The 22,446-nt window shown below is 44.7% G+C and carries 23 protein-coding genes; 5 read left to right on the top strand and 18 right to left on the bottom strand.

Translation table 11 applies throughout. The features are described from left to right. The first annotated feature begins 12 nt into the window (after positions 1-12). On the top strand, positions 13-207 hold the full coding sequence (locus A8708_RS36215; RefSeq protein ID WP_068667451.1) for a hypothetical protein: 195 nt from the start codon (positions 13-15) through the stop codon (positions 205-207). 1,037 nt (positions 208-1,244) lie between these two features. On the opposite strand, the gene A8708_RS22090 is transcribed toward A8708_RS36215, so the two are convergent. The 4 genes from A8708_RS22090 to A8708_RS22075 form a co-directional block, all read right to left on the bottom strand. Then, entirely contained in the window at positions 1,245-2,303 is a 1,059-nt protein-coding gene (locus A8708_RS22090) for a glycoside hydrolase family 43 protein (RefSeq protein ID WP_068667449.1), read from the bottom strand. A gap of 34 nt (positions 2,304-2,337) precedes the next feature. After that, a complete protein-coding gene (locus A8708_RS22085; protein WP_068667448.1) occupies positions 2,338-3,168 on the bottom strand; it encodes a carbohydrate ABC transporter permease in 831 nt (276 codons plus the stop codon). A 6-nt stretch (positions 3,169-3,174) separates the two neighbouring features. Continuing rightward, the gene (locus tag A8708_RS22080; RefSeq protein WP_068667446.1) at positions 3,175-4,071 is read right to left on the bottom strand and encodes a carbohydrate ABC transporter permease; all 897 of its coding nucleotides are present in this window, start codon (positions 4,069-4,071) and stop codon (positions 3,175-3,177) included. Between the two features lie 72 nt (positions 4,072-4,143). Continuing rightward, positions 4,144-5,472 (bottom strand): ABC transporter substrate-binding protein, encoded by a 1,329-nt coding sequence (locus A8708_RS22075; protein WP_068667444.1) that lies wholly within the window; start codon positions 5,470-5,472, stop codon positions 4,144-4,146. Between the two features lie 455 nt (positions 5,473-5,927). Between A8708_RS22075 and A8708_RS22070 the strand changes: the two genes are divergently transcribed. Together A8708_RS22070 and A8708_RS22065 are read left to right on the top strand one after the other, a co-directional pair. Further along, positions 5,928-7,676: an ABC transporter ATP-binding protein gene (locus A8708_RS22070; RefSeq protein WP_068667442.1), complete on the top strand. Its 1,749-nt coding sequence runs from the start codon at positions 5,928-5,930 to the stop codon at positions 7,674-7,676. A 31-nt stretch (positions 7,677-7,707) separates the two neighbouring features. Further along, positions 7,708-9,513, top strand: a complete 1,806-nt coding sequence (locus A8708_RS22065) for an ABC transporter ATP-binding protein (RefSeq protein ID WP_068667603.1) — start codon at positions 7,708-7,710, stop codon at positions 9,511-9,513. A gap of 199 nt (positions 9,514-9,712) precedes the next feature. Here the strand turns inward: A8708_RS22065 and A8708_RS22060 are convergent, their stop codons facing one another. The 10 genes from A8708_RS22060 to A8708_RS22015 all read right to left on the bottom strand — a co-directional run bounded on the left by A8708_RS22060 (position 9,713) and on the right by A8708_RS22015 (position 17,767). Then, on the bottom strand, positions 9,713-10,228 hold the full coding sequence (locus A8708_RS22060; RefSeq protein WP_068667437.1) for a GNAT family N-acetyltransferase: 516 nt from the start codon (positions 10,226-10,228) through the stop codon (positions 9,713-9,715). Between the two features lie 93 nt (positions 10,229-10,321). After that, positions 10,322-11,041, bottom strand: coding sequence for a class I SAM-dependent methyltransferase (locus A8708_RS22055; RefSeq protein ID WP_068667435.1), 720 nt, complete (start codon positions 11,039-11,041; stop codon positions 10,322-10,324). Positions 11,042-11,072: 31 nt separating this feature from the next. Further along, complete coding sequence (locus A8708_RS22050; protein WP_068667602.1) at positions 11,073-11,993, bottom strand: NAD(P)/FAD-dependent oxidoreductase; 921 nt, start codon at positions 11,991-11,993, stop codon at positions 11,073-11,075. A gap of 87 nt (positions 11,994-12,080) precedes the next feature. Beyond that, positions 12,081-12,479 carry an RrF2 family transcriptional regulator gene (locus A8708_RS22045; protein ID WP_068667433.1) on the bottom strand — a complete coding sequence of 133 codons (399 nt, stop codon included), beginning with the start codon at positions 12,477-12,479 and terminating at the stop codon, positions 12,081-12,083. 89 nt (positions 12,480-12,568) lie between these two features. Beyond that, entirely contained in the window at positions 12,569-13,018 is a 450-nt protein-coding gene (locus A8708_RS22040; protein ID WP_068667427.1) for a hypothetical protein, read from the bottom strand. Positions 13,019-13,041: 23 nt separating this feature from the next. Beyond that, a complete protein-coding gene (locus A8708_RS22035) occupies positions 13,042-14,214 on the bottom strand; it encodes an alanyl-tRNA editing protein (RefSeq protein ID WP_068667426.1) in 1,173 nt (390 codons plus the stop codon). A 30-nt stretch (positions 14,215-14,244) separates the two neighbouring features. Next, complete coding sequence (locus A8708_RS22030; RefSeq protein WP_068667424.1) at positions 14,245-14,826, bottom strand: YdeI/OmpD-associated family protein; 582 nt, start codon at positions 14,824-14,826, stop codon at positions 14,245-14,247. Positions 14,827-14,902: 76 nt separating this feature from the next. Continuing rightward, on the bottom strand, positions 14,903-15,103 hold the full coding sequence (locus A8708_RS22025; protein ID WP_068667422.1) for a hypothetical protein: 201 nt from the start codon (positions 15,101-15,103) through the stop codon (positions 14,903-14,905). Then, positions 15,103-15,552: an NUDIX hydrolase gene (locus tag A8708_RS22020; protein ID WP_082927693.1), complete on the bottom strand. Its 450-nt coding sequence runs from the start codon at positions 15,550-15,552 to the stop codon at positions 15,103-15,105. Before A8708_RS22020 ends, A8708_RS22025 begins: the two co-directional genes overlap by 1 nt. A gap of 103 nt (positions 15,553-15,655) precedes the next feature. Next, positions 15,656-17,767: a glycoside hydrolase family 52 protein gene (locus tag A8708_RS22015; protein WP_068667421.1), complete on the bottom strand. Its 2,112-nt coding sequence runs from the start codon at positions 17,765-17,767 to the stop codon at positions 15,656-15,658. 175 nt (positions 17,768-17,942) lie between these two features. Between A8708_RS22015 and A8708_RS22010 the strand changes: the two genes are divergently transcribed. Beyond that, entirely contained in the window at positions 17,943-18,842 is a 900-nt protein-coding gene (locus A8708_RS22010; protein WP_082927692.1) for a helix-turn-helix domain-containing protein, read from the top strand. A gap of 101 nt (positions 18,843-18,943) precedes the next feature. After that, positions 18,944-19,630 (top strand): sugar phosphate isomerase/epimerase family protein, encoded by a 687-nt coding sequence (locus tag A8708_RS22005; RefSeq protein ID WP_239696794.1) that lies wholly within the window; start codon positions 18,944-18,946, stop codon positions 19,628-19,630. 204 nt (positions 19,631-19,834) lie between these two features. On the opposite strand, the gene A8708_RS22000 is transcribed toward A8708_RS22005, so the two are convergent. The 4 genes from A8708_RS22000 to A8708_RS37120 all read right to left on the bottom strand — a co-directional run bounded on the left by A8708_RS22000 (position 19,835) and on the right by A8708_RS37120 (position 22,366). Then, positions 19,835-20,263 carry a hypothetical protein gene (locus A8708_RS22000; RefSeq protein ID WP_068667419.1) on the bottom strand — a complete coding sequence of 143 codons (429 nt, stop codon included), beginning with the start codon at positions 20,261-20,263 and terminating at the stop codon, positions 19,835-19,837. 745 nt (positions 20,264-21,008) lie between these two features. After that, positions 21,009-21,398: an SPOR domain-containing protein gene (locus A8708_RS21995; protein ID WP_068667418.1), complete on the bottom strand. Its 390-nt coding sequence runs from the start codon at positions 21,396-21,398 to the stop codon at positions 21,009-21,011. Between the two features lie 224 nt (positions 21,399-21,622). Next, positions 21,623-21,844 (bottom strand): hypothetical protein, encoded by a 222-nt coding sequence (locus A8708_RS37010; protein WP_338044214.1) that lies wholly within the window; start codon positions 21,842-21,844, stop codon positions 21,623-21,625. A gap of 96 nt (positions 21,845-21,940) precedes the next feature. Then, on the bottom strand, positions 21,941-22,366 hold the full coding sequence (locus A8708_RS37120; RefSeq protein WP_420848596.1) for a DUF2569 family protein: 426 nt from the start codon (positions 22,364-22,366) through the stop codon (positions 21,941-21,943). Positions 22,367-22,446 lie beyond the last annotated feature (80 nt).

Raw genomic sequence — 22,446 nt, 5'->3', positions numbered from 1 at the left:
TTTCCGTATGACATGGACATATTTTTGGATTTGTGGATGAAAAATAAGCTGAAATGCCCCGGAAGGGGGATTTCAGCTTATTTTGGTGGAAATCTTGCCAGCCGCGATGCTCAGGTGGCGAAGCAGCTAGCGGTGGCGCTTTTGAGGGAGTTGAAAGTCGATAAATTCGACTTACAGCGGGCTACTGCGGCTCTGCGAGCCACGTAAGTCGATAAATTCGACTTACAGCGGGCTACCGCGCATCGGCGAGACCTGTAAGTCGATAAAATCGACTTACAGCGGGCGGCGGCGCATCGGAGAGACCTGTAAGTCGATAAATTCGACTTACAGCCGGCTACCGCGCATCGGCGAGACCTGTAAGTCGATAAATTCGACTTACAGCCGGCTACCGCGCATCGGCGAGACACGTAAGTCGATAAAATCGACTTACAGCTGGCGGCGGCGCCTTTGCGAGACACGTAAGTCGATAAAATCGACTTACAGCGGGCTACCGCGCATCGGCGAGACCTGTAAGTCGATAAATTCGACTTACAGCGGGCTACCGCGCATCGGCGAGACACGTAAGTCGATAAAATCGACTTACAGCGGGCTACCGCGCATCGCCGAGACCTGTAAGTCGATAAATTCGACTTACAGCGGGCTACCGCGCATCGCCGAGACACGTAAGTCGATAAAATCGACTTACAGCTGGCGGCGGCGCCTTTGCGAGACACGTAAGTCGATAAAATCGACTTACAGCGGGCTACCGCGCATCGGCGAGACACGTAAGTCGATAAAATCGACTTACAGCGGGCTACCGCGCATCGGCGATACCTGTAAGTCGATAAATTCGACTTACAGCGGGCTACCGCGCATCGCCGAGCCACGTAAGTCGATAAAATCGACTTACAGCGGGCTACCCGCGCATCGACGAGTCCTCTAAGTCGATAAAATCGACTTACAACCGGCAGCCGCGCCTTTGCGAGACCTGTAAGTCGATAAATTCGACTTACAGCCGGCTACCGCGCATCGACGAGCCACGTAAGTCGATAAAATCGACTTACAGCGAGCTACCGCGCATCGGCGAGCCACTTAAGTCGATAAATTCGACTTACAGCGGGCTGCCGCGCATCGCCGAGACCTGTAAGTCGATAAATTCGACTTACAGCGGGCTACCGCGCATCGCCGAGCCTCGTAAGTCGATAAATTCGACTTACAGCAGGCGACCGCTCTTTTGCAATAGCCACGCTCGCTAAGCTACCTCCTTACTCCCCGCCAGGCACCGCGATCGGCACGCCTTCCGCAACCGGAGCGCCGAAATTCGGCGTCCCATCCTTATTCCACTGGAATGGCTGCATGCGCACGTTGCGATTCCAGCCGGAGCCTTGGGTTTTGGCCGCATGGTACACGATCCAATCCTCTTTGCCGTCCACTGACTTCGTAAACGAGTTATGACCAGGGCCAAAGACTTGATCCGTCTTCGAGAAAACCGCCTTCTCACCCTTCTTCCAAGAAGCCGGATTCAGCACATCACTGCTCATATCCGTGCTGAGGATGCCAAGACAATAGTCGTCCGTCCAGCTGCCGCTTGCCGAATAAATCACATGAATACGATCCTCATGCAGTAAGACCTGCGGTCCTTCATTGATCGTTGGATTGCCAACCAGCTCCCAATCGTACGTTGGGCGTGAGATTTCAACAGGCTTTCCACTAATCGTGTACGGATTACTCATCGGTGCAATATAGAGATGTTGGCTTACATTGACAGCTCCCTCCCATCCCGACCAGATGAAATAGAGCGATCCATCCTTCTTCTGCAATGTAGTCCCGTCAATCGCCCAGCGGCCAGCTGTGTCCATCATCCCTTTATCAACGTAAGCACCTTGCGGATCATCCGTCACGGATTCAAGCACGAACATACGGTGATTCTCATTCTGGCCGTCATCTGCCGCGTAGTAGATGTACCATTTTCCAGCTATAAAATGTAGTTCAGGTGCCCAAATATTGGATGTATTCGGACCCGTTACTGGCGGGAACCAGACGTCCTTATATTCGGCTTCAGCCAACCCCGTTAGCGTCTTCGACTTCCAGACACGGATGGAATTTCCCGTTGTATGCGTATAGTAGTAGATACCGTCTCTGGTCGTAACCCAGGGATCTGCACCATTTTCAATAATTGGATTGGTAAATGTTTTAGCTTCTTTGGTCGATGAAGCTATGTTATTGGTTTCCTTCACTTGCGTCTCCACAGCTCCCTTCGTACATCCGGTTAACAGCACCAAACTTAAACAAATCACATTACATTTCCGTATGAATAAATTCACCTTTACCTATTCACCTCGCATCGCTTCACTACCTCTATTGCTTAACCCCAGTTGCCGTAATCGATTGAATAAACTGTCTTTGACCAATGAGGAAAATAATCAGTGTCGGAATTGTTGATAGCGTTGCAAGTGCCATTAATTTACCATACGATTGCGTGAAACTTCCTGTAGCCATAACCGCCACACCAGCTGTTAACGTTCGCATCTCAAGATCAGTCACCGTAAAGAATGGCCATACATAGTCATTAAATACACCCATAAATGTGAAAATAGCCAAAGTCGTAATGATAGAAACCGAAGATGGCATCAAAACTGACGTGAATACTTGCCATTTATTTGCTCCATCCATACGTGCAGCTTCGATAATTTCATTTGGGAATGATTGGAAAAATTGAATTAACATAAACACGCCAAGCGCCCCACCTGAGTATGGCAAAATAAGTACATAATACGTATTAATCAGATTGAGATTACTGAAATTCAAATATTGAGGTAAGAACGAGATAATGCCTGGCACCATCATTGAACCAACGAATAGGGCAAATAGTGTCCTTTTAAAAGGAATATCTAACTTCGCTAACGCATAAGCAGCCATTGCATCCAAGATAATCACTAGGAATGTCGCAGCAAAGCCTACGAAGAAGGAGTTAAACATCCAACGGAAAATCGGTACCTCCACAGCACCACCAACAAAAATGGTATGGAAATTGTCCCACGTGAATTCTTGAGGAAATAAATGAAATACCGGTGACATGACTTCTATATCGGTCTTGAAGGAATTGGAAAACATCCATAAGATCGGTAATATGAAAATGATGCCTAGTATGGATGCTAGCAGCACATAAAAAATTTTCAGTGATTTCAACGTCCTCTACTCCTTCCTGCTGGTGACTTTGAATTGAATAACAGACACAATCATGATCGTTAAACCCATCAGAATCGCCATGGCTGAAGCAGATCCGATTTCTCTAGCTGTATAGGCTGTTTGCAAAATCCCCATCAATAGTACCTTCGTTTCATCCCCTGCATTACTCATCAGATTCGGCTGGGCGAAGACGTTATACGAGGCAATCGTTGAGGTAATCAGAACAAAAATGAGTATAGGTCGAATGAACGGAAATGTAATACTCTTCAGTCGATCCCAACCATTTGCTCCATCAATTTTGGCTGCTTCATAGAGATCTGCGGGCACACCATTGAGGGCATTCACGAATATGATCATGTTAAATCCAATCGTCCACCATAGCGTTGCGATAACCAGTGCAAACCACACGAAAGGTGTATCTAACAGCCAAGGCACTGGATCAAACTCTCGAATGCCAACTTTTGCAAGGAGTAAATTAAAGAAACCGCCTGTGACGTCGAACATCCGCTTCCAAATCACGGCCATGACCGTTGCAGAAACCGCATAGGGAATGAAATAGATCGAACGAAACAGGGATCTCAATTTCTCTGGAAGTGCATTCAATAGTAAGGCAAACCCTAGTCCCACTATGACTAAAAACGGTACAGAAAACACAACGAATTTCAAAGTAGCCTTCATTCCGATGAAGAATAAATCATTTTCTTGAGTGCCATTCGTAAATATTTTCCGGTAATTGTCGAGCCCAACGAACGGATGCACTGGATCTAACAGATTGTATTGCTTCAAACTAATGATGAACCCATAGATTATGGGAATCAGCGTAAATGCCAAGAAAGCAATCAAATAAGGTAATATGAATAAGCTTGATGTCAGCTTTGATTTCCAATGTGATGGGGTAGGCAACGGATTTCCTCCTCTTCTTTAAAAGGGAAGACGGGTACTGGGTACCCGCCTCTCCATGATGGTGTGCTATGATTACTTCTTCATGGCTGCTGTTGATTTGGCTGCTGCATCATCTAGCGCAGCTTTTGGATCTTTTTTGCCTTGAAGAGCATTCGCGAGCTCGCTCCAAATACTGTCAGAAATCGGACCCCAATTTAAAACTTTTGGTGCAAATTTCACATAATCGAATTCCTTAGCTACTTCCGTTTGTTGTTGTGTCATCGCTTGGAAAGCTGCACTATCACGTACGACTTTGGAAGCTACTGCTTGACCGGACTCTGCCCAATCAATGGAGTTTGCATTCACATATTTCAAGAAATCGCCTACACCTGCAAGGACATTCGCATCAGTTGTTCCTTTTGGAATAACGAAGTTATGGGACCCGCCGAACACCGCTTGTTTCACAGTACCCAATTGTGGAACAGGTGCTACGCCATAATTAATTTTCGCTTTATCGAAGGCATCCTTCGACCATGGACCATTGAAGTGCATCGCGCTTTTTCCTTGTTGGAACAAGTTGAAATCACCATCTGCTGCTACAGTTGGAGGTGAAACCTTCATTGTTGTTAAACTTCTCATGAAGGTAACCGCTTCTACACCCGCTGGTGAGTTGTAGGCAATGTTGCCTTTATCGTCTAAGAAATCGCCGCCATTCTGGAACAATACCGTCGGGAACAAGAAATTCTGGATCCAGAAGGTTGGCATTGCAGCTCCCCATATCCCTTTGGAAGCATCGGTTAACTTAACTGCTGCATCAACGAACTCTTGACGATTCGTAGGCACTTTCGTAATTCCTGCAGCTTTGAACAAATCCTTGTTGTAATACATAACTAACGGATGGATATCAAGCGGAATGCTGTACCAGTTATTGTCCTTCGTCGAATATTCCACGGTTGCAGGAGGGAAGTTGCTTTTCTCAACGCCAACAGCTTTGGCAATAGCATCTAGCGGTTGCAACTGATCCTTTGCAATGTACGTAGGAGTTTGGTCAAGATGCATAATCGCAACATCTGGTACACCTTTTTTGGTAGCAATTGCCGTATCGAGCAGTTTATAGTAGTCACCATTCGGTTGAATGGTCATTTTCACTGTATATTTGTCTTGCGATTTATTATAGTTATCCACGATTTTCTTCATAAAAGGTCCGTCGTTGCCTGAGAAAGGATTCCAGAAGTTCACAGTTACTTTCTCACCGCTTTTTGCTGGCTCTGGTGATTTCGTCGCGGTCGCAGCCTGTGTTGCCGCAGAGGAAACCGCTGCTGGCGACGTTTCTGCTGTTTTCGAAGACGAACATCCTGCCAGTACCAAAGCCATCGACAAACCTGCTGCACCCATCATTTGTACATTTCTCATTTTTCTCATCGTCGTTAACTCCCTTCAATTTTAAACACACAATTTGTACTTGCTTATCCAGCTGAATTTGTGTCAAAATTGTAGTGAGCTGTGAATTTCGGGTAGAAATTCATTCTCACTACCGAGAGCGATTCTAAGGAGTTCCCACGCCAATGGACCTTAGATCGCTCTTTCCTTTGTTTTTCGATGATTCCATCCCCGTACTATTCCCGTTAAGTTTCTCCGCTTACCAATATGAATGCTGCGCCCCTCCTTCATTCCTTGTGTTAACCACAATTTAACTATACGGTTTTCCAGAAAACGTTACCATGACGATATTCATGAACCATTGGACATATTTTCAGATATGCTGCATGCCTTCCTCTCTTCATTTGCATCCTTTTATTGCACGCGAAATGGCATCCGTTATAAAATGGCTAATAACTAAGGATGACTATGGACTGCGGGAAGAGGAGTGTGCACCAATGGTTTTTATGAACAAATATGTCAGGAAACACTGGAAACTATTTCTAGTTGCTGTTTTTTTCGTCATGCTGGAAGCGCTTGCGGATTTACTGCAACCAACGATCATGTCCCGCATTTTAGATATTGGCGTTGCTGAGAAACGACTCGATTACGTGCTGCGTATGGGCGGTTTGATGCTTATCATCACGGCTTTCGGTGCGCTAGCGGCTTCTATTCGGAATATTGTCGCCAGTCATGTTTCGCAGAAATTCGGTACAGAACTTAGAGCCGATTTATTTGAAAAAATACAATCCCTCTCGTTCACCAATATTGAACGTTTCGAGCGCGCCTCGCTCATTACACGACTTACGAATGATGTCACTCAGGTACAGAATTTTGTGAACGGACTCATGCGTATCTTTGTTAAAGCACCTCTCTTATGTATTGGGAGTCTCATCATGGCAGTTAGACTTAACATGGATCTCGCCGTTGTGTTACTTATTGTAGTACCGATTGTGGGTGTGCTTGTGGCAATAAATTTAAAGGTCGGTTTTGCCAGGTATGTGAATGTGCAGAGGGCACTGGATAATGTCAACCGGGTCATTCGAGAGTATTTGTCCGGCATACGTGTTGTCAAAGCTTTTAATCGATATGATCATGAGGCCGAGAAGTTTGACAAAGCTAATACGGATTATCAGGACAAGTCCATCCAAGTAACACGATTGCTGGCGATCTTTAACCCCTCGATTCTACTTACTGTTAATTTCGGTATCGTCGCCGTCCTCTGGTTAGGCGCTTGGCGAGTTAATCAGCATGGGATGCAGGTTGGCCATATTGTAGCTTTCGTTAACTATATGACGCAGATATTGTTTGCCCTGCTGACGATTTCAATGGTATTCAATATGTTCGTTCGAGCCAAAGCTTCCGCTACACGGATCGGGGAAGTTTTCAGTGAGATCAATGAAATGACTTGGAACGATGCTTCCTCCTTACCAATTCAACGTCCTAGAGGCCGAATTGAATTCGCGGATGTGTCATTTGCATATGACGGTGGGGTTGGAAAACCGATTTTGAAAGATATTAACTTAACATGTCTTCCAGGAGAAACGGTTGGAATTATCGGCTCCACGGGGTCTGGCAAAAGCAGCCTTGTGAGTCTCATTCCCCGCTTCTATGATGCGATCTCTGGCTCGATCCTCGTGGATGGTGTGAATATACGCGAGTTGGATCCTTCCAAGCTGCGTGATCGCATAGCCATCGTGCCTCAGAACACGATTCTGTTCAGTGGAACGATTGCCGAGAATTTGCGCTGGGGTCATGAGCAGGCAACACGTGAAGAAATTGAGCAAGCCGCGATCATGGCTGAAGCCCATGGTTTCGTAAATGCATTCCCTGAAAGCTATGAAACGAAGCTGGGGCAAAGGGGCGTGAACCTGTCCGGCGGACAGAAACAACGGCTATCCATCGCACGCGCGCTCATTCGAAAACCCGACATTCTCATTCTCGACGATTGTACGAGCGCCTTAGACACGGCAACGGAGACGAAAATCAAACAATCACTCAAGGCATTTGCCTCTGGTGTCACTTGCCTCATCATTGCACAGCGGATTACCTCGGTCATGGATGCGGACAAAATCGTCGTCATGGACGATGGTGAAGTCGTTGGCGTCGGCACTCATAAGGAGTTATTGACGAGTTGCCCTATTTATATGGAAATTTGTCAATCCCAATTCGGAAAGGAGATCCCACATCATGTCAAATCCGAATGAAAGTTCTCGACAACAAGCGCCTGACGTTCCAATGATTACTGGACCCATAGCACGCGGCGGTGCACGTGGTCCTAAGGTGAAGCCCAAAGATTTTAGAAATACCTTGCGTCGTCTCTGGTCCTATATGGGAACAGAACGCAAGTGGTTGACCATCGTCTTTCTGTTTATACTTGCAGACGCTGCCTTAACTTTAGTTGGCCCTTATCTAATAGGAGTCGCTGTTGATGCCATGGCTGGCGGCCAAGTTGATTATAGCGTACTCGATGTGGTATTGATTGTGCTGTTAGCTGCTTATATTGCTGATGGTGGACTTACCTTTATGCAGAGTTGGGTCATGGCTGGACTTGCACAACGCGTCGTGCGGAGACTGCGCCAAACGATGTTTGCGAAGCTGCAAAAGCTGCCGCTTGCTTATTTCGACGGTCGCACCCATGGTGATGTGATGAGCCGACTATCCAACGATATTGATAATGTGAGCAACTCCATCTCGCAAGCAACAACTCAGTTGATGACGGGATCGATCGCTATCGTCGGATCTTTCATCATGATGCTCATTTTGAGTCCCACCTTAACGTTAGCTACGCTCATTACGGTTCCGCTTGTGTTTATGCTAGCCAAAACAATTACCAAACGTACCAGCGTGCTTTTCAAAGAGCAACAGGCACAGCTTGGTAAATTAAATGGACATATTGAAGAAACGATTTCTGGCCTACTCGTTGTTAAGGCTTTTAATCGTGAGCACAAAGCGATCCAAGAGTTTAATACGGTCAACGGTCGATTGTATGAGGTTGGGTTAAAAGCACAAATTTGGTCCGGTTTTCTGATGCCAATCCTTGGTGTTATCAACAATATCGGCTTCTCTTCCGTTGCCATTGTCGGTGGTATTTTGGCCGTGAAAGGTCATATTACCGTTGGTGTCATTGCGAGCTTCCTAAGCTATTCACGTCAATTCGTGAGACCACTGAATGAGATTGCGAATACCTATAATGTGCTGCAATCAGGTGTAGCAGGAGCAGAGCGTGCTTTTGAAGTGTTGGATGAAGCGGAAGAAACCGAGGATGAACCAGGCGCGGTTGATCTGCTTAAACCGATCGGACACGTTACTTTCCAACATGTAACTTTCGGCTACCAGAAAGATAGACCGATAATCCAAGATATTAGTTTCGAGACTGCTGCGGGCAGCAGCTTAGCGCTCGTCGGCCCAACAGGTGCTGGCAAAACGACGATTGTAAATCTCGTAACACGATTCTATGATGCGACAAGCGGTACCATCTTAATCGATGGACGAGATATCAAGACGTATACCCGCAGTTCGCTTCGCCGAAGTTTCGGCATCGTGCTGCAGGACACCTATTTATTCTCCGGTTCGATTAAGGATAACATCAAATACGGTAACCCAGATGCAACTGACAGCGATGTGATCGCAGCGGCTAAACTTGCTAATGCTGACACCTTCATCAGTCGACTGCCACAGCGTTACGATACGCTGCTCTCGGAGAACGGTGGTAATTTAAGTCAAGGCCAACGACAGTTGCTTGCAATCGCTCGTGTTATTTTAGCCGACCCTTCTATTCTCATCCTCGATGAGGCAACGAGCAGCATTGATACACGGACCGAACTTCATATTCAGGAGGCGCTGCTCTCCATCATGAAGGGCCGTACTAGCTTCATCATTGCTCACCGTTTGAATACGATTCGAAATGCAGATACAATCATGGTTATTGATCAAGGGAAAATCGCCGAACAGGGTAATCACAATGCATTAATGAGTCAAAAAGGAACCTATTCTCGTATGTTTTCTAATCAGTTCGTGCAAGCTAGTCATACGTCCGAATAATAACGACAAAAGAGGCTGTCTCAAAAGTCTATGTAGACTTATTGAAACGCCTCTTTTTCGTATTGACCCCTAAATTAGAAAACGACTTCCATAATTTAACTGGATTTTCTCCATATTAGCTGTAGTTTTTACATCTAAATGAGATGCGGCAGTGCGACAACTTCTTGTTGACTGGATCATAATGATTGAAATCATTGCCTTACTCCTTCTCATTCAATCTCCTCACCATCAAATCCTCATCATAATACTGGCCATTGTATTTCAATGCGTTGCGCTCAACGCCATAAACGATAAATCCTAGTGATTCATACAGCTTCTTCGCCGCTTCATTCGTAGACATGACAGCTAGATTCATTTGCTCAACACCGTCGATTTCAGCAACTTTCCGAATAAGTTCACTCAGTAGTTTTTTCCCTAACCCTTGACCACGCCCACCCTGAGCCACATACATGGCATAAACATTGCCTTTATGAGCTGTCTTCAGACTACTCTCCCTTACAAAAGAGACCGATCCGATTAGCGCACCACTTTCATCCACTGCGCCAAGTACAAACGTATCCTTCTTGGGTTTAATACGCTCAGCTACCATCTCCAACGTAAAATGAACTTCCCGCTCATACGTTGATCCAAATGCTTCTGGATTATTCTGCAGCGCACTTAATCTTAATTCTTGATAGATCTTTGCATCTTGTTCATCCAGAACGCGAATATTCAACGGCTTCTCCTCCAGTTAAGGTCATGTTATTCTGTAAAATGCCAGCGTACTCCCGCGGGATCGTTTAGATAAATGGCCTCTTGATTACATTTCTCATTCGCTGTCCACGCTATGACTTCCTGCATGACACATCCAACCGCCGAATAGTCCTGTCACAAAGAATTTCGTAATATGCGTAAAGCCGGAATCTTGCAGTAACTCCTCGATTTGCTCCTCAGGCATGAAGGATATTTTCATAATCCCCGTTTTTACCATCTCATTGACCGTGGTAGGCGATTTCCCCGCATCCAACCAGAAGCTTCTCCAAACATGCAATCTGTCCTTTAGTTCGGAACCATCACGATCCCCGTACGCAGTAACAAGTACAAATGGAGCTCCTGGTTTCAACCGCGAATGAATTCCTTTGAGCAGTTCCCTCTTTTCTTGTACTTTGTCGATAAAATGCAGAACCAAAATACAGCTTGCGACATCGAATACCGCGTCAACTTCTGGCACATCATGAATCGTTCCATGAATGAGATTCACCCGACTAGACAATCCCAGTTGATTAGTTTTAAACTTTGCAATCTTCAGCATGTCTTCTGAAATATCCACGCCTGTGAAGGTCCATGCAGGATTAGTTGGTCCCCATGCGGTGAGTTCATTCCCCCCACCTGCTCCGATGACCAACACCGAACCCACTTCACCATTTAGTTCAGCTCGAAAATAAGACTGTACCATCCCAAATAACGCGTCATACGAGGGTATCGAGATTCGTGCGTTGGTTTCATAATGATGAGCCATTTCTGAGTTATGAGTTAAGTTATCGTTCATATAAGACATTCTCCCTTCTTGCTATTCCTATTTACTGCTTACTCGCCTTCTCCCAATTCTCCATGAGCAATTCACTGTTTATTGCGATACCTGCTAATGCGCCTAACGAGGCAGCCATAATCAGTTGTTGCATCTCTGATGCCGCATCTCCAGCACTATAGATTCCAGGAACATTCGTCTTACCTAGATTGTCAACCACTACGGTCCCTAACTCTGTCATCGCACAACCGATACTTTGCGGCAACTCGGATCCAATTACAAGTTTCGGGCCAAAGAAAATACCTGTACAAGGAAGCTGTGTTCCATCCTCTAGCTCGACATGTTGAACTTGGCCTTCCTTCGAAACTATCGTACGAATGGGTACATCGTAGAGCGGTACGTTGTGTTGTTGGAGTTCCTCTCGTTCAGCATCTGACAAGCCGTGAGGACCATTCGTGCAGATGGTGAACCGACTCGTCCAACCTGAGATTACTTTCGCGAAGTGAAACGCCTTTGCTCCATTCACAATGACGACGAGAGATTGATCCCTCAGCTCCCAACCATCACAATACGGACACACGAATGCACTCTTGCCGTATACCTCGGCCAAACCGTTAATATCCAAGGGAGCGTCTTTTTTCCCTACTGCAAAAAGCACCTTCTTGCCTTGGAACCTCAATCCCTGAGCCGTCGTAATTAGAAAATCCCCATCGCTTCCCGTTAGGGATACTGCTGTATCGGACGCGAAATCAACAGATGGATACGCGCGAATCTGTTCGATTGCAATCCGCCGAAACTCGCTTGGTTTGATCCCGTCCCGTGTAAGGAAACCATGCGATTCACGAGTAACCTGATTGCGAGGTTGCCCCTCATCAATAAGCATCACATTCTTTCTTGCTCGCCCCAGTACCAATGCTGCATTAAGACCTGCAGGACCTCCACCAATAATCACACAATCATAGTTCATCGTCATTTTCATATTAAATTCCTCTCCCTTATTCATATTAGAGACTTAATAGACTCTTAATATCCATAATAGACCTTAAAAAAAGGACGGATCCTACTCCGTCTCCCCGGGCTTAACTAAATCCGCAATTTTCTTATTTCCCAAATATTGTTCCAACTGGCGTTCCGCATCCATCACGACTTGTTGAATCTGACATTCACTCCCATGATTAAAGCTGCATTCGAATAGCGAAGCGATTCCTTCAATGGCACGAATGATATCAAGAAAGGAGATATCTCCGTAATTAGGTTTGACGCGATAGCCACCGTTAGCTCCAGGTGAAGACTGGATCAATCCGGCTTTGACAAGCTTCGTCATCAATTTAGATAAATATGTCTGTGAAACGCTAAGCTTCTCAGCAAGCACTTGCACGCCAACAGGCTTATCAGGTCCGGAGTGTACCAGATAGAGCATCGCATGAAGGGCATAATCGGTCGCTTGTGAGTATTTCATTATCACACCTCAATCAATCAAAGACTTTATGAGTCTATAATAGCGCTAATTCAAACGAGTAGCAAGTTTTTTTAGAAAGAATTGATTTATTAAACCTCTATCACAAAAAAATAAACGGAACTTCCTTTCCGCCAATTTGCGGAAACCCCGTATATGTACACGCCTTTCTCTTTAGGTACCGTCAACATTTGATTCTTAAGTTGTACAGTTTCAGGGGACATATTGTCATTTGTCCATAACTGAACACCTAATGAATTTTGCTTCGGCTTAACTCTAAATTTAATTGTTATTTGGGATTCTGGCGAGACCACAACGGGGTGCAACCCCGCATAATGAATAAGTTCTCGGGGAGCAACCATATCCGCGCACTCACCCCTAAGGAAACCAGACCAACAATAAGAACCTTGTGCGAAAGCAATTTTCTTATCGCCAGCCATAATTGTCGGTTTAGGTGGCTCGGACCTAAAGAGATCCGAAATAAAATAAACCCCAATGACTAACAAAGCTGCTACGAAAAAAATGGTTAATCGTTTCTTCACAACATCCCTCCAAACGATCTTCCTTATTTTCCTCTCAATTGCGCTACCGCAAAGTTGTAAAAGGCTAAAGCATCTTCACTGCTTGTAAACCCCGCTTGTGCTAATTTATCGCTGCCTCCGCCTTTGCCGTTGTAGTTTCCTAGATGAGCTTTGAAGAAGGCACCGCAAGCTTGTGCATACTGGCCACTGTGTGCAAATACGACTTTATTCTCAGAAGTACTGAGGAACAAGATTGGCAAATCTGTCTTTGAAGCAACCTTCGTTGATAAATTCTGCATGTCCTTTAATGATGTATCGTCGAACTGTTGTGCGATGACTTCCTGACTCCCTACCAACATATCCTGCGCCAAGTATTCATCCAGTTTCTCTTTCAGCCCGGCTAACTCAGTTTGAACAAGCTTGTGCTCATGTTCCCACTTCGTAATACGATCCATGATTTCATCTCTACCCGTATTGAATTTACCAGACACTGCCCCCAGAATTCTTACATTCTCGTTAAATTCAGCTAACGCACGAAAGCCACAAAGGAAATAAATCCGGATGTTACCCTTTTGCTTCTCTGTTTTCAAAAGCTTAATCATCCCGATTTCGCCTGTTGACGAAACGTGCGTACCTCCGCATGCGTTATACTCCACGCCACTGATCTCAACAATGCGAATGTCCTTCGTCACCTTAGGTTGTTTGACAAGCGGCAACAGGGCTAACTCTTCAGGTGTAACGAAATAGCTGCTGATCGACCGGTTCTCATAAATCTTACGATTCACCTCAATCTCAATCGCTGCCAATTTACTTGGTTCAAGATCTTGTGTCTCGACATCGATTGTGCAGTAGTCCGTGCCGAGATGAAAACTCACCGTATTAGCCCCAAACAGATCTCGGCATACGGCCGAAAGTAAATGTTGCCCGCTATGCTGCTGCATATGATCGAATCGAAGTTGCCAGTCCAGCTTACAATTTACTTGCGTATCTTCAGGCATCCGAGCTAGCTTATGTAGAACTTCGTCCTCCTCCAGTAGCACATCCAGGACAGGAATACCATTGATGTTCCCAGCATCACAAGGCTGTCCACCACCATGCGGGTAAAACGCAGTCTTCTCCAAGAGAACATACTGGCCATCTTCGCGTTCCATTTTTTGAATGATCGTCGTTTGCCATTCCTGTTGATAGGCATTTTTATAGTAAAGCTTATTCGTCATGATGTTCGTTTCCTCTCTGTTTGTGAAGGTCTACGGATAAATCTTCTCCCCATTTTCCAGCATCCCAATAAACTCTTGGATCCGCTTTACACGGGTTTCTTGCTTCTTAGCTGTATGAATTCGGAACGTAATGGCATATTTATTTTGTCGATCCAGCGTCTCATAGAATGCTTTGGCTGCGCTATTTCTCTCCAGTTCCAACGCAAAATCCTCTGGAATGGATGCATTGCTTTGCGATTCATACGCTTTCTCCCACTGCCCATTCTTCTTCGCAGACTCTATCGCCTTCAAGCCAGAGGGCTTCATTCGTCCATTGGCAATCAGCGTCTCAGCCTTGTCTTTATTGACTTTGGACCAAATACTTCGAGCACCGCGCGGTGTAAATCGTTGCAGCCAAGACTGCTCGTCCGCCTTTTCTTTCTGGCTGTCTATCCACCCATAACACAACGCGCTCTCGAGAGCCTGATCGTAAGAAACTGTTTGGATGCGAGCACCTTTCTTTGCGATTTGCAATCGGATGCCTGGTGATGTGTTATGATTGATCGCAAGCCACTGTTCAAAAGCAAGTTGATCTTGGAAGTGCAGCTGCGGTAATTCGTTTTTCATATTCATATGTTTCGCCTCCCTAGTTGTTCACACATGATATCGTCCACAAGGATTGTATCGACTCTTTCCAAGTCGCATTAAACTAATTTTTTCTTTTCATCAAAACGCCATACAAATAAACGCCAATAAAATAAATCGGAAAAAGAATAAGCCCCAATCCCGTCATCGCTAAAATTAGATACATGTTATTCTCTTCGTCTACATCGTTATAATTGATATAACCATAGAATATCCAAATCAGCCAAGTGGTCACCAACACATAACCAAATCTATACGCTTTCATTATACATTCATCTCGTCCTCTTCACCTAGAAATCCCAAGATTTCAAGGGCCATTCTCAGAATTCCACGATTATTCTCATAGCCATTCAAATTGTGTTCGGCCCATACATCCGCCGCGCCATGCCATTTGACTCCCCGAATTTCCTCCGTTTGAGCTTTGAGCTCGCCACTGAGGGCTTCGACTAAATAATAATGAGTTTCCTTCTCGACTTGTCCATGTTCCGTGTGCTCGAACTGATAATAATTGATGATAAGCGGCTGTATGATCTTGCCATCAATATTGGTTTCTTCTTTTATTTCTCGAAGCGCCGCTTGCTCGATCGTTTCCCCAGCCTCCATACGACCTTTCGCAAAAGCCAGTTTCCGATAACGATCTTCGATGAGTAATATTTGAAAATCATCGCCAATTTGTCGGTAAACGACACCGCCTGCTGAGATTTCTTTCTTCATAGGTTCAATTACCTCCAATCGAACGAAGCTTATCTCTTCCATTTTACAAATAGTACCAACAAAAAAGCAACCAAAGCGATTCGCTTTAGTTGCTCGGAGTCCATTATTTCGTTTCTTGCAGCCATAAAATGCTCGTTACACCGCGCGGGTAATACTTACTACCCGTAATTTCACCGGAGATAATTTGATCACTCCAGCTCCAAATGGATAAAGTTGGGTGTGTTAGCCAAGCAACATGGGCTGCATCCGCAGCTGCTCCCGTTTCATCCCAAGGTAGATCTAGGATTTCGCGTGCGACGAATTGGCACAAATAAATTTTACTTAACCAGGAGTTATTGCTCGTCGAGGAAAGTTTCCAACCGCCATCAGTGAATAGGCAAGTACCTTCAACAAGGACAACATCCAGATGTTTTTTCAACGCTTCGATATAAAAACCATACCGACCATTGGCATCTAAGGCAGATTTATTGCCCGTGAAGTAAGGGAAAACTAAGCCTTCAATCGCTGGAATGATTTTGGAATCATTGCCTTCACCGACTACAGCTGGAATATAACCATCTGCAGTAACGAATGACGTTACCGTTTGTGCACATTTAAGAGCTTGTTCACTTGCGATCAAAGCTAGATCTTCTCTGCCGTTTTGAGCAAAAATCGTTTCCATCGCCACGTAAGCCGCCCAACATTTGCCCGCCATATAAATATTATTACGGGATTGTCCTAGCGAGACATCTAAACTGTCATACGTGGTGATTTCTGCTCCGCCCATCGTGCGCGTGCTGTCTAAAGACATAATCCCATTGCGCAGTTCTGGGTTCGGATGATCGCGATGGAGCATACTCGTTAAACATTTTTCGAAAATCGTAAGATTCGCTTGCAGCCACGCTTGATCGTCGGTATGCGCTGCATACGTTGCTCCACATAACGTCCAATTCACTAATTGCTCATGTGTCATATGGGAAAAACAGTCGTCCAAACCATATAGTTCATAAGCCGAGTACCCTGCGCGAGAAAGTGTATTAGCCACGCCCATATCATGCGTAAACGAAATGCCACCGGGGTATTCCGTAGGATCGCCTGGGAAACTAACCCTGTCTTCGTAACTATACCGTTTCACGAACATATCAAGTTCATTACGAACCGTCCAAGGATTGACCGCTAGCTCATAGAACAACTGATCGACTGTCAAATCGAACGTGTTCATCATTCGGTATTCGCCTTCATTTACGATCCAGAATGGTTCATCATCCATATCTAGAAGCTGCGTGTTCCCATTATAGCTGCGTATCGCATGAGCCAGCATGAACTTTTGATCAGCCGATAAGCGAGAATTTGCGATGTTAGCGTCTGAGCTTTGAGCTAGTGCTGTTAACTTATCGAAATTACCTAACGCGTAATCAGCAACGGCTTCAATATTCTTAAATAAACGTGCGTACGTATAGGATGCATCACGACCCGCAGTAACAATGCCTCCGCGATGGAAACAAATTGCGAATGCATAGGTGCGTTTCTCACCAGCAGGTGTATCAGCGTATAAAGCTCCAACCGTGCCGAGGCCGAAGGTCAAATTTCCTACAATTTCCATTTTCAAAATATCTTCGATACTAAAGTAGAGACCTGAACGTACTTCAGGATCCTTCGAAACAATCGCCGTAATTCGGCCTTGACCTATTCCCGCGGCGCCCTCCATTGTATCATCCAACCTGCGCATTGCACTGTATGGATCTGTTCCCTGATACCCGAAGAACACTCTTCTAGAAGCCGTTCCTTTGGTATTATCGACAGTTATTTTGGCAAGAACGGCTGGGACGAGTGCTAAACGTAACTCCTCTTCACTTGCTGTAGTTGGATCAGGTACAGACTGTGCGGGAGAAATAAGACTGAATGTCAAATCGCCGGCTTTCCACGTATCTGTGCTGACATTGAATTCTCGTTGAATCTCCTCTTGTGCAAAAGGGAATACCGTTTTCTTTTTATTCGGCTTTGGATCCGGATTCTCGATATCATAACGGAGGCTTTCGTCCTCGCTAACATACTCGAAGAAAGGCAATGCGTCATAAGTGCCGCCTTGGATTTTTTCTAGCCCAATATATATATTTTGCTTTGGCGGACGCGCTTGTTCGAGATCAAAGCCTCCACTTTTGCCTGGAAATCCAAGAGTAAAGCTTGCAAATGCGCCTATAGGCGAATGGTGTGCGTTGAAAAATTGATTCTTCATATCAGGATGATGCTCCTCTCTGTTATTTGCCCTTATTATACAACGATCAAAACCCAGAACCCATGGGCAATATGATCTTTCATTTGGACAAAAGAAACATTTGATTCCAAGCTATTTTAGTGAGATAGTTATCGTAACAAACCGATCATAATCTTTCCTAAAGGAGTCTCTATATATGAAAGAATTTCAACAAGAATCCTTACCCACGGGTCTCGATAATGTCGTTTATGGCAGTATGCTGCCTGATGTACAGGCATCTTTCCGGATCTTTGCCGCGCATGTTCGCAAGGTTAACGCGCAGTGGTCATTTCCCGAGCATCAACATCCGATGTTTGAGCTTAATCTTGTCTTAGAGGGTTCACAACGGATGCGAGTTGGCGACAAGCATTTTGTTCAAGAGCAAGGGGATTTAGTATGGATACTGCCAAATGAAGTGCATGCAAGCTTAGGTGCTGTCGATGATACCATGATGGAGTATGTGTGTGTGCATGTGGAGGTTACTGATCCTTGGTTTCGTCAGCAATTAAGTCAAATTGGGCAAATCGTTCACCCTTCCGGCAGCAAATTGGAGAGTTTACTCCGTCCTATACTTATGGATCTCGCGCAAATAGCCAGAGAAAATACCTCCAGCGGATTGAGTCTGAAGTTGCAGACGATGCATGCTTCATTCCGAATTTTCACCGCGTTAAGCGAAGTATTACTCGAGGAAACAGTGGTTTCTCCTCACCAAATAAGCGATTCTGGCTTAGCTGCACAGCTTGCAGGTCTTATAGAAGAGCAAGCATCTACGCTGTTACAAGGGCAGGAACCTTTCCGAATCACATCCATGGCCAAGGAGCTCGGTTATAGTCCTGCACATTGTAATCGTGTTTTTCACAAAGCTTATGGAGTGTCCCCTCGGCATTACTTGAGCACGATCAAGCTGCGTCAAGCTAAGCTCATGCTCATAGACCCAACGCTTTCTATCGAACATATCGCCGAGCAACTGGGGTACAAGGATTTGTCGCAATTCAGCAAACAATTCAAACGGTGGACGAATTTATCTCCCACTGCCTACAGACATCTATCTTGGTGAGAATAGGTTGGATATTTCTGATGAAACGCTAAGCATTATGGTGTCGCGTCTTCTATACTCATAGATATTTCTAAAGAGTTATGAGATAAGGAGCACTGGATATGCAATTAAACGGATATAAATCCTTGTGGGAATGGAACGGTAGTTGGGAGGGGAAATTGGAGCAAATCGCAGCGGCCGGTTATTACGGCGTCGAGTACATACCTCCTGCTAATGCTAAGGATGATACGCAGTTTCGACAAAATTTGGATGACATGAACTTGTCATTCATCGCACAAGTGGTGACGCGTAGCCCGAATCACATACAATCCTTCCGTGAGCAGGTCCTGCGCGCAGCTGAGCTGCGACCTGATTTGATTAATTCGCACAGCGCTGCAGATCGCATGTCTGCCGATGAGCAGCTGCGCTTATTTGAAGCGGCGCTGCGTGTCGAGCAAGAGATCGGGATTCCGATCGCGCAAGAGACGCATCGCGGGAGAGCTTTTTTCACGCCGTGGCATACGGCGGTCGTGTTGCGGCAGCTGCCGGCGCTTACGATTGGCGCAGACTTCAGCCATTGGTGCGCAGCCTGCGAGAGCATGCCGAGTCCGCAGGACGAAGACGTCCAGCTGAGCATAGCACGCGCCATTCACATCCACGGGCGCGTCGGCTACCCGGAAGGTCCGCAGGTGTCGGACCCGCGGGCACCAGAATTCGCCGTGCATGTGGAAACATTCATCGGCTTATGGTTGTCGATCTGCCAGCACCGATTCAATGCCGGCGCTGATACGATGACGTTCAACGCCTGAGTTCGGACCGCCGCCGTATATGCAGGTCTTACCCTACACGCAGCAAGCGGTCGTGGACTTGTGGGATGTGAATCTGTGGATGTTCCGAACGTTTAAGGCGCGATTTGAAGAGACGTATAATTGAAAAAACGGAAGTCAATGACGAAGAGACTCGTCATTGGCTTCCGTTTTCGGTTTATTTGTACATCAACTGATTGATTGCAGCTATTTCGTTTGGAGCTTCACACTTATTTTCTTCGCTTCATCTGTTGCAAGTTGAATCGAGTAGCTCCCCTTCACACCGTCAAACTCGATGAGTCCAGTACTCGATGGAGATATTACTTTCTCCCATTGTACGAGATTCGATTTCATTACTCGAAGGGTTACAGTCCCGGTTTCAACCGTTGATTCGTATGGAATACCGATTTCCCCATCGGTTTTAATATTAAAATCATGAACCACATACGTTCCTTTTAGCGTGCCAATAGTAAGTTTAATGTTGCCATTCACATTTGATTTACTAGTAAAAGTCGACACATTATGGCTAGTAGCTACCATATCTCCGCCGAATGCTACAATAAGCTTTATCGTTATCATAGCAATAATGAAGATCGCAAAACTAAGAATGAGTCGCTTTAATCTTTTGTTGCTCACTTGGTTGATCTCCTCTATCTTTTAAAATACTTTGCGAGATTTTACTTGAGTTTTAAGAGAATACTGGTTTTAGTATTACTAACACCTATGTCCGATAGGCCATTTATATGGCTTTGCCTCGACATATAACCAGTATACATAGCAATCCCTATATCATATCATATGATTTAATCATTAGTTCATTTTGCGAAATTTCTTTCCTCCTATTGATTTCAGCGATGAACACATCGAAATCTAACTCGGAAGGGTTAGCCCTCAGGGTTGAACAATAGGCATCAAAGCATAAAGATCCTGAGATAACTATATCATCCAAGTACAGATACCCTGTTTGATTAAGTAATTTTTCAACAATTAGATAATAATAGCTAGCTCATTAGCATGCTTACCATTCCATTTGAAATAAATAAACTCATTTCGAGTTGAGTTATATGTTTCTATAAATTCATTCGGATTCATGATTTCGATCCTTTACTTATGTTTTAGGGAACATGTCTTCAGTTATTCGATTTATATTTGACTGTTTCTGATCGTAAGGGAACCAGGAGACACTATTTCCAGCAGACCGTGCGAAAATCGTATTTAAAGGGAACGTCAGTACGCTATTTACTCCATAATCGCCAAAAAACCACGAAAACAGACAAATAGCGTACTCACGTTCCGTTAGTTGTAAAAAACAGCCTATTTCTTAGAAATAGCGTACCTAGGTTCCCTTACGTTTTCACATCGGCTTCCCCATGTTAGGCAATCAGTTATCTTCGTAAATCCTAGCAACCAGATCATCTATCGTTCCGATGATTGGATTCACTTCTGGCAGCTGATAAAACGTACACGTTTTTTGTATATCATTAATCTCATCGTGGTGCGTAGAATGGATATAAATTGACTTTCCTGCTCCTATAGCAAGTCCCAGCTCCACATGACTCCCCTTCCCCGCAGGCAACATCATGATGAATTTATCTGCACACAACACGGCTTCCCTCTCTTGCGCACCGATCACCGTAAGTTCTTGAAGTGAATCGATACCTGTATGCATCGTCCAATCGTAAGTTTGCATATACCCTCTCGACTTCAATTGCTGAGCAACTTCTCGAACATTGTCGAGGTTTCTGAAACTAGAAGCGATATAGAATCTCAATTGGCATCCCCCCTTTGCCCCTCACTTCTTCTCATTTATATCTTCTTTCCATGTTTTTCTGCCAAAATCTTCAACTGCTCATTCCGATAATTTAGAAATCGCGTCATATATCTTCTTAATACAACCCGCTCCACGGCCCATCCGATCCAGCCTAGCGGGGCCTCAAAACTTAATGTATCTTTCATTAATGTTCTGCCACCTAAATCAATGAATTCGTGTTCATGTCACATACTTTTGAACGTCCCCCGCAACATTTCATCAACAAAGTGGTAAGGTCGAACATAATTTGATATGAGTGACGTGTGTTTTTGCCTAATTAAGAAATGTCTCGCTTCAAAAGTAACCGTATCCCCACCACGAACCATGCCTGATGTTGTTCCAGCTATCGCTCGCTCTTTGGTATGTGGCCAAACAGTTTGCGTATGTATATCAATATCTGATGCCATGTCGAAACAAACATCTATAGTAGCTTCAATCTCAATTTGTGTAAGTATCTTAATCACTGGATGCACCTCAATAGTCATTAATATCCCATTAAATTTTTAATTGACGAAGGTAGCTCTTACTCTCTTCGATTTCATAAAATATAAGATCCATGCCATACTAAACAATCCTATTAAGATGGATACATAAAACGAGTTCGGTATTACATGATAACGAATAATTACGCCTCCGAGAGACAACGCTCTTATTAAAATACAAAAAAGTTCAAACCCAATTATAATCTTGTAAGTATAACTCTGCTTAGTCATAAATAAATAAAGAATCAAAACTGAAAGGAGTAATTTTATTATTGTTCCAATATCTATGATGAAAAGGATCCCATTCCTTTCTTGAAAATCTCGAATAAATTGGCTAAATCCGTTAATCGTTCCCATCCCATATAAAGCCGCGCTAATTAGTAGTGTTACTACATAAATAAGCAGCCATCCTCCGACTGGTTTGGAGTAATTTTCTTCGGTTATCATCATGCTTTCATCTCCATCATCCATGTAAATTTAATATTACAATCTTACAGATCCAATATTTATTATACTATCACATACAA

Origin of the sequence: Paenibacillus oryzisoli (genome assembly GCF_001653565.1) — a bacterium.
Taxonomy (GTDB): domain Bacteria; phylum Bacillota; class Bacilli; order Paenibacillales; family NBRC-103111; genus Paenibacillus_E; species Paenibacillus_E oryzisoli.
The sequence above is the reverse complement of the archived record's forward strand: the minus strand, read 5'-3'. Positions and strand labels throughout refer to the sequence as shown.

Bases quoted from the DNA above. Each gene is read 5' to 3' on its own strand.
- A8708_RS36215 (WP_068667451.1), top strand. From the start codon at position 13: ATGGACATATTTTTGGATTTGTGGATGAAAAATAAGCTGAAATGCCCC.
- A8708_RS22075 (WP_068667444.1), bottom strand. From the start codon at position 5,472: ATGAGAAAAATGAGAAATGTACAAATGATGGGTGCAGCAGGTTTGTCG.
- A8708_RS22070 (WP_068667442.1), top strand. From the start codon at position 5,928: ATGGTTTTTATGAACAAATATGTCAGGAAACACTGGAAACTATTTCTA.
- A8708_RS22065 (WP_068667603.1), top strand. From the start codon at position 7,708: ATGATTACTGGACCCATAGCACGCGGCGGTGCACGTGGTCCTAAGGTG.
- A8708_RS22055 (WP_068667435.1), bottom strand. From the start codon at position 11,041: ATGAACGATAACTTAACTCATAACTCAGAAATGGCTCATCATTATGAA.
- A8708_RS22050 (WP_068667602.1), bottom strand. From the start codon at position 11,993: ATGACGATGAACTATGATTGTGTGATTATTGGTGGAGGTCCTGCAGGT.
- A8708_RS22045 (WP_068667433.1), bottom strand. From the start codon at position 12,479: ATGAAATACTCACAAGCGACCGATTATGCCCTTCATGCGATGCTCTAT.
- A8708_RS22035 (WP_068667426.1), bottom strand. From the start codon at position 14,214: ATGACGAATAAGCTTTACTATAAAAATGCCTATCAACAGGAATGGCAA.
- A8708_RS22030 (WP_068667424.1), bottom strand. From the start codon at position 14,826: ATGAATATGAAAAACGAATTACCGCAGCTGCACTTCCAAGATCAACTT.
- A8708_RS22025 (WP_068667422.1), bottom strand. From the start codon at position 15,103: ATGAAAGCGTATAGATTTGGTTATGTGTTGGTGACCACTTGGCTGATT.
- A8708_RS22020 (WP_082927693.1), bottom strand. From the start codon at position 15,552: ATGAAGAAAGAAATCTCAGCAGGCGGTGTCGTTTACCGACAAATTGGC.
- A8708_RS22015 (WP_068667421.1), bottom strand. From the start codon at position 17,767: ATGAAGAATCAATTTTTCAACGCACACCATTCGCCTATAGGCGCATTT.
- A8708_RS22010 (WP_082927692.1), top strand. From the start codon at position 17,943: ATGAAAGAATTTCAACAAGAATCCTTACCCACGGGTCTCGATAATGTC.
- A8708_RS22005 (WP_239696794.1), top strand. From the start codon at position 18,944: ATGCAATTAAACGGATATAAATCCTTGTGGGAATGGAACGGTAGTTGG.
- A8708_RS37010 (WP_338044214.1), bottom strand. From the start codon at position 21,844: ATGGCATCAGATATTGATATACATACGCAAACTGTTTGGCCACATACC.
- A8708_RS37120 (WP_420848596.1), bottom strand. From the start codon at position 22,366: ATGATAACCGAAGAAAATTACTCCAAACCAGTCGGAGGATGGCTGCTT.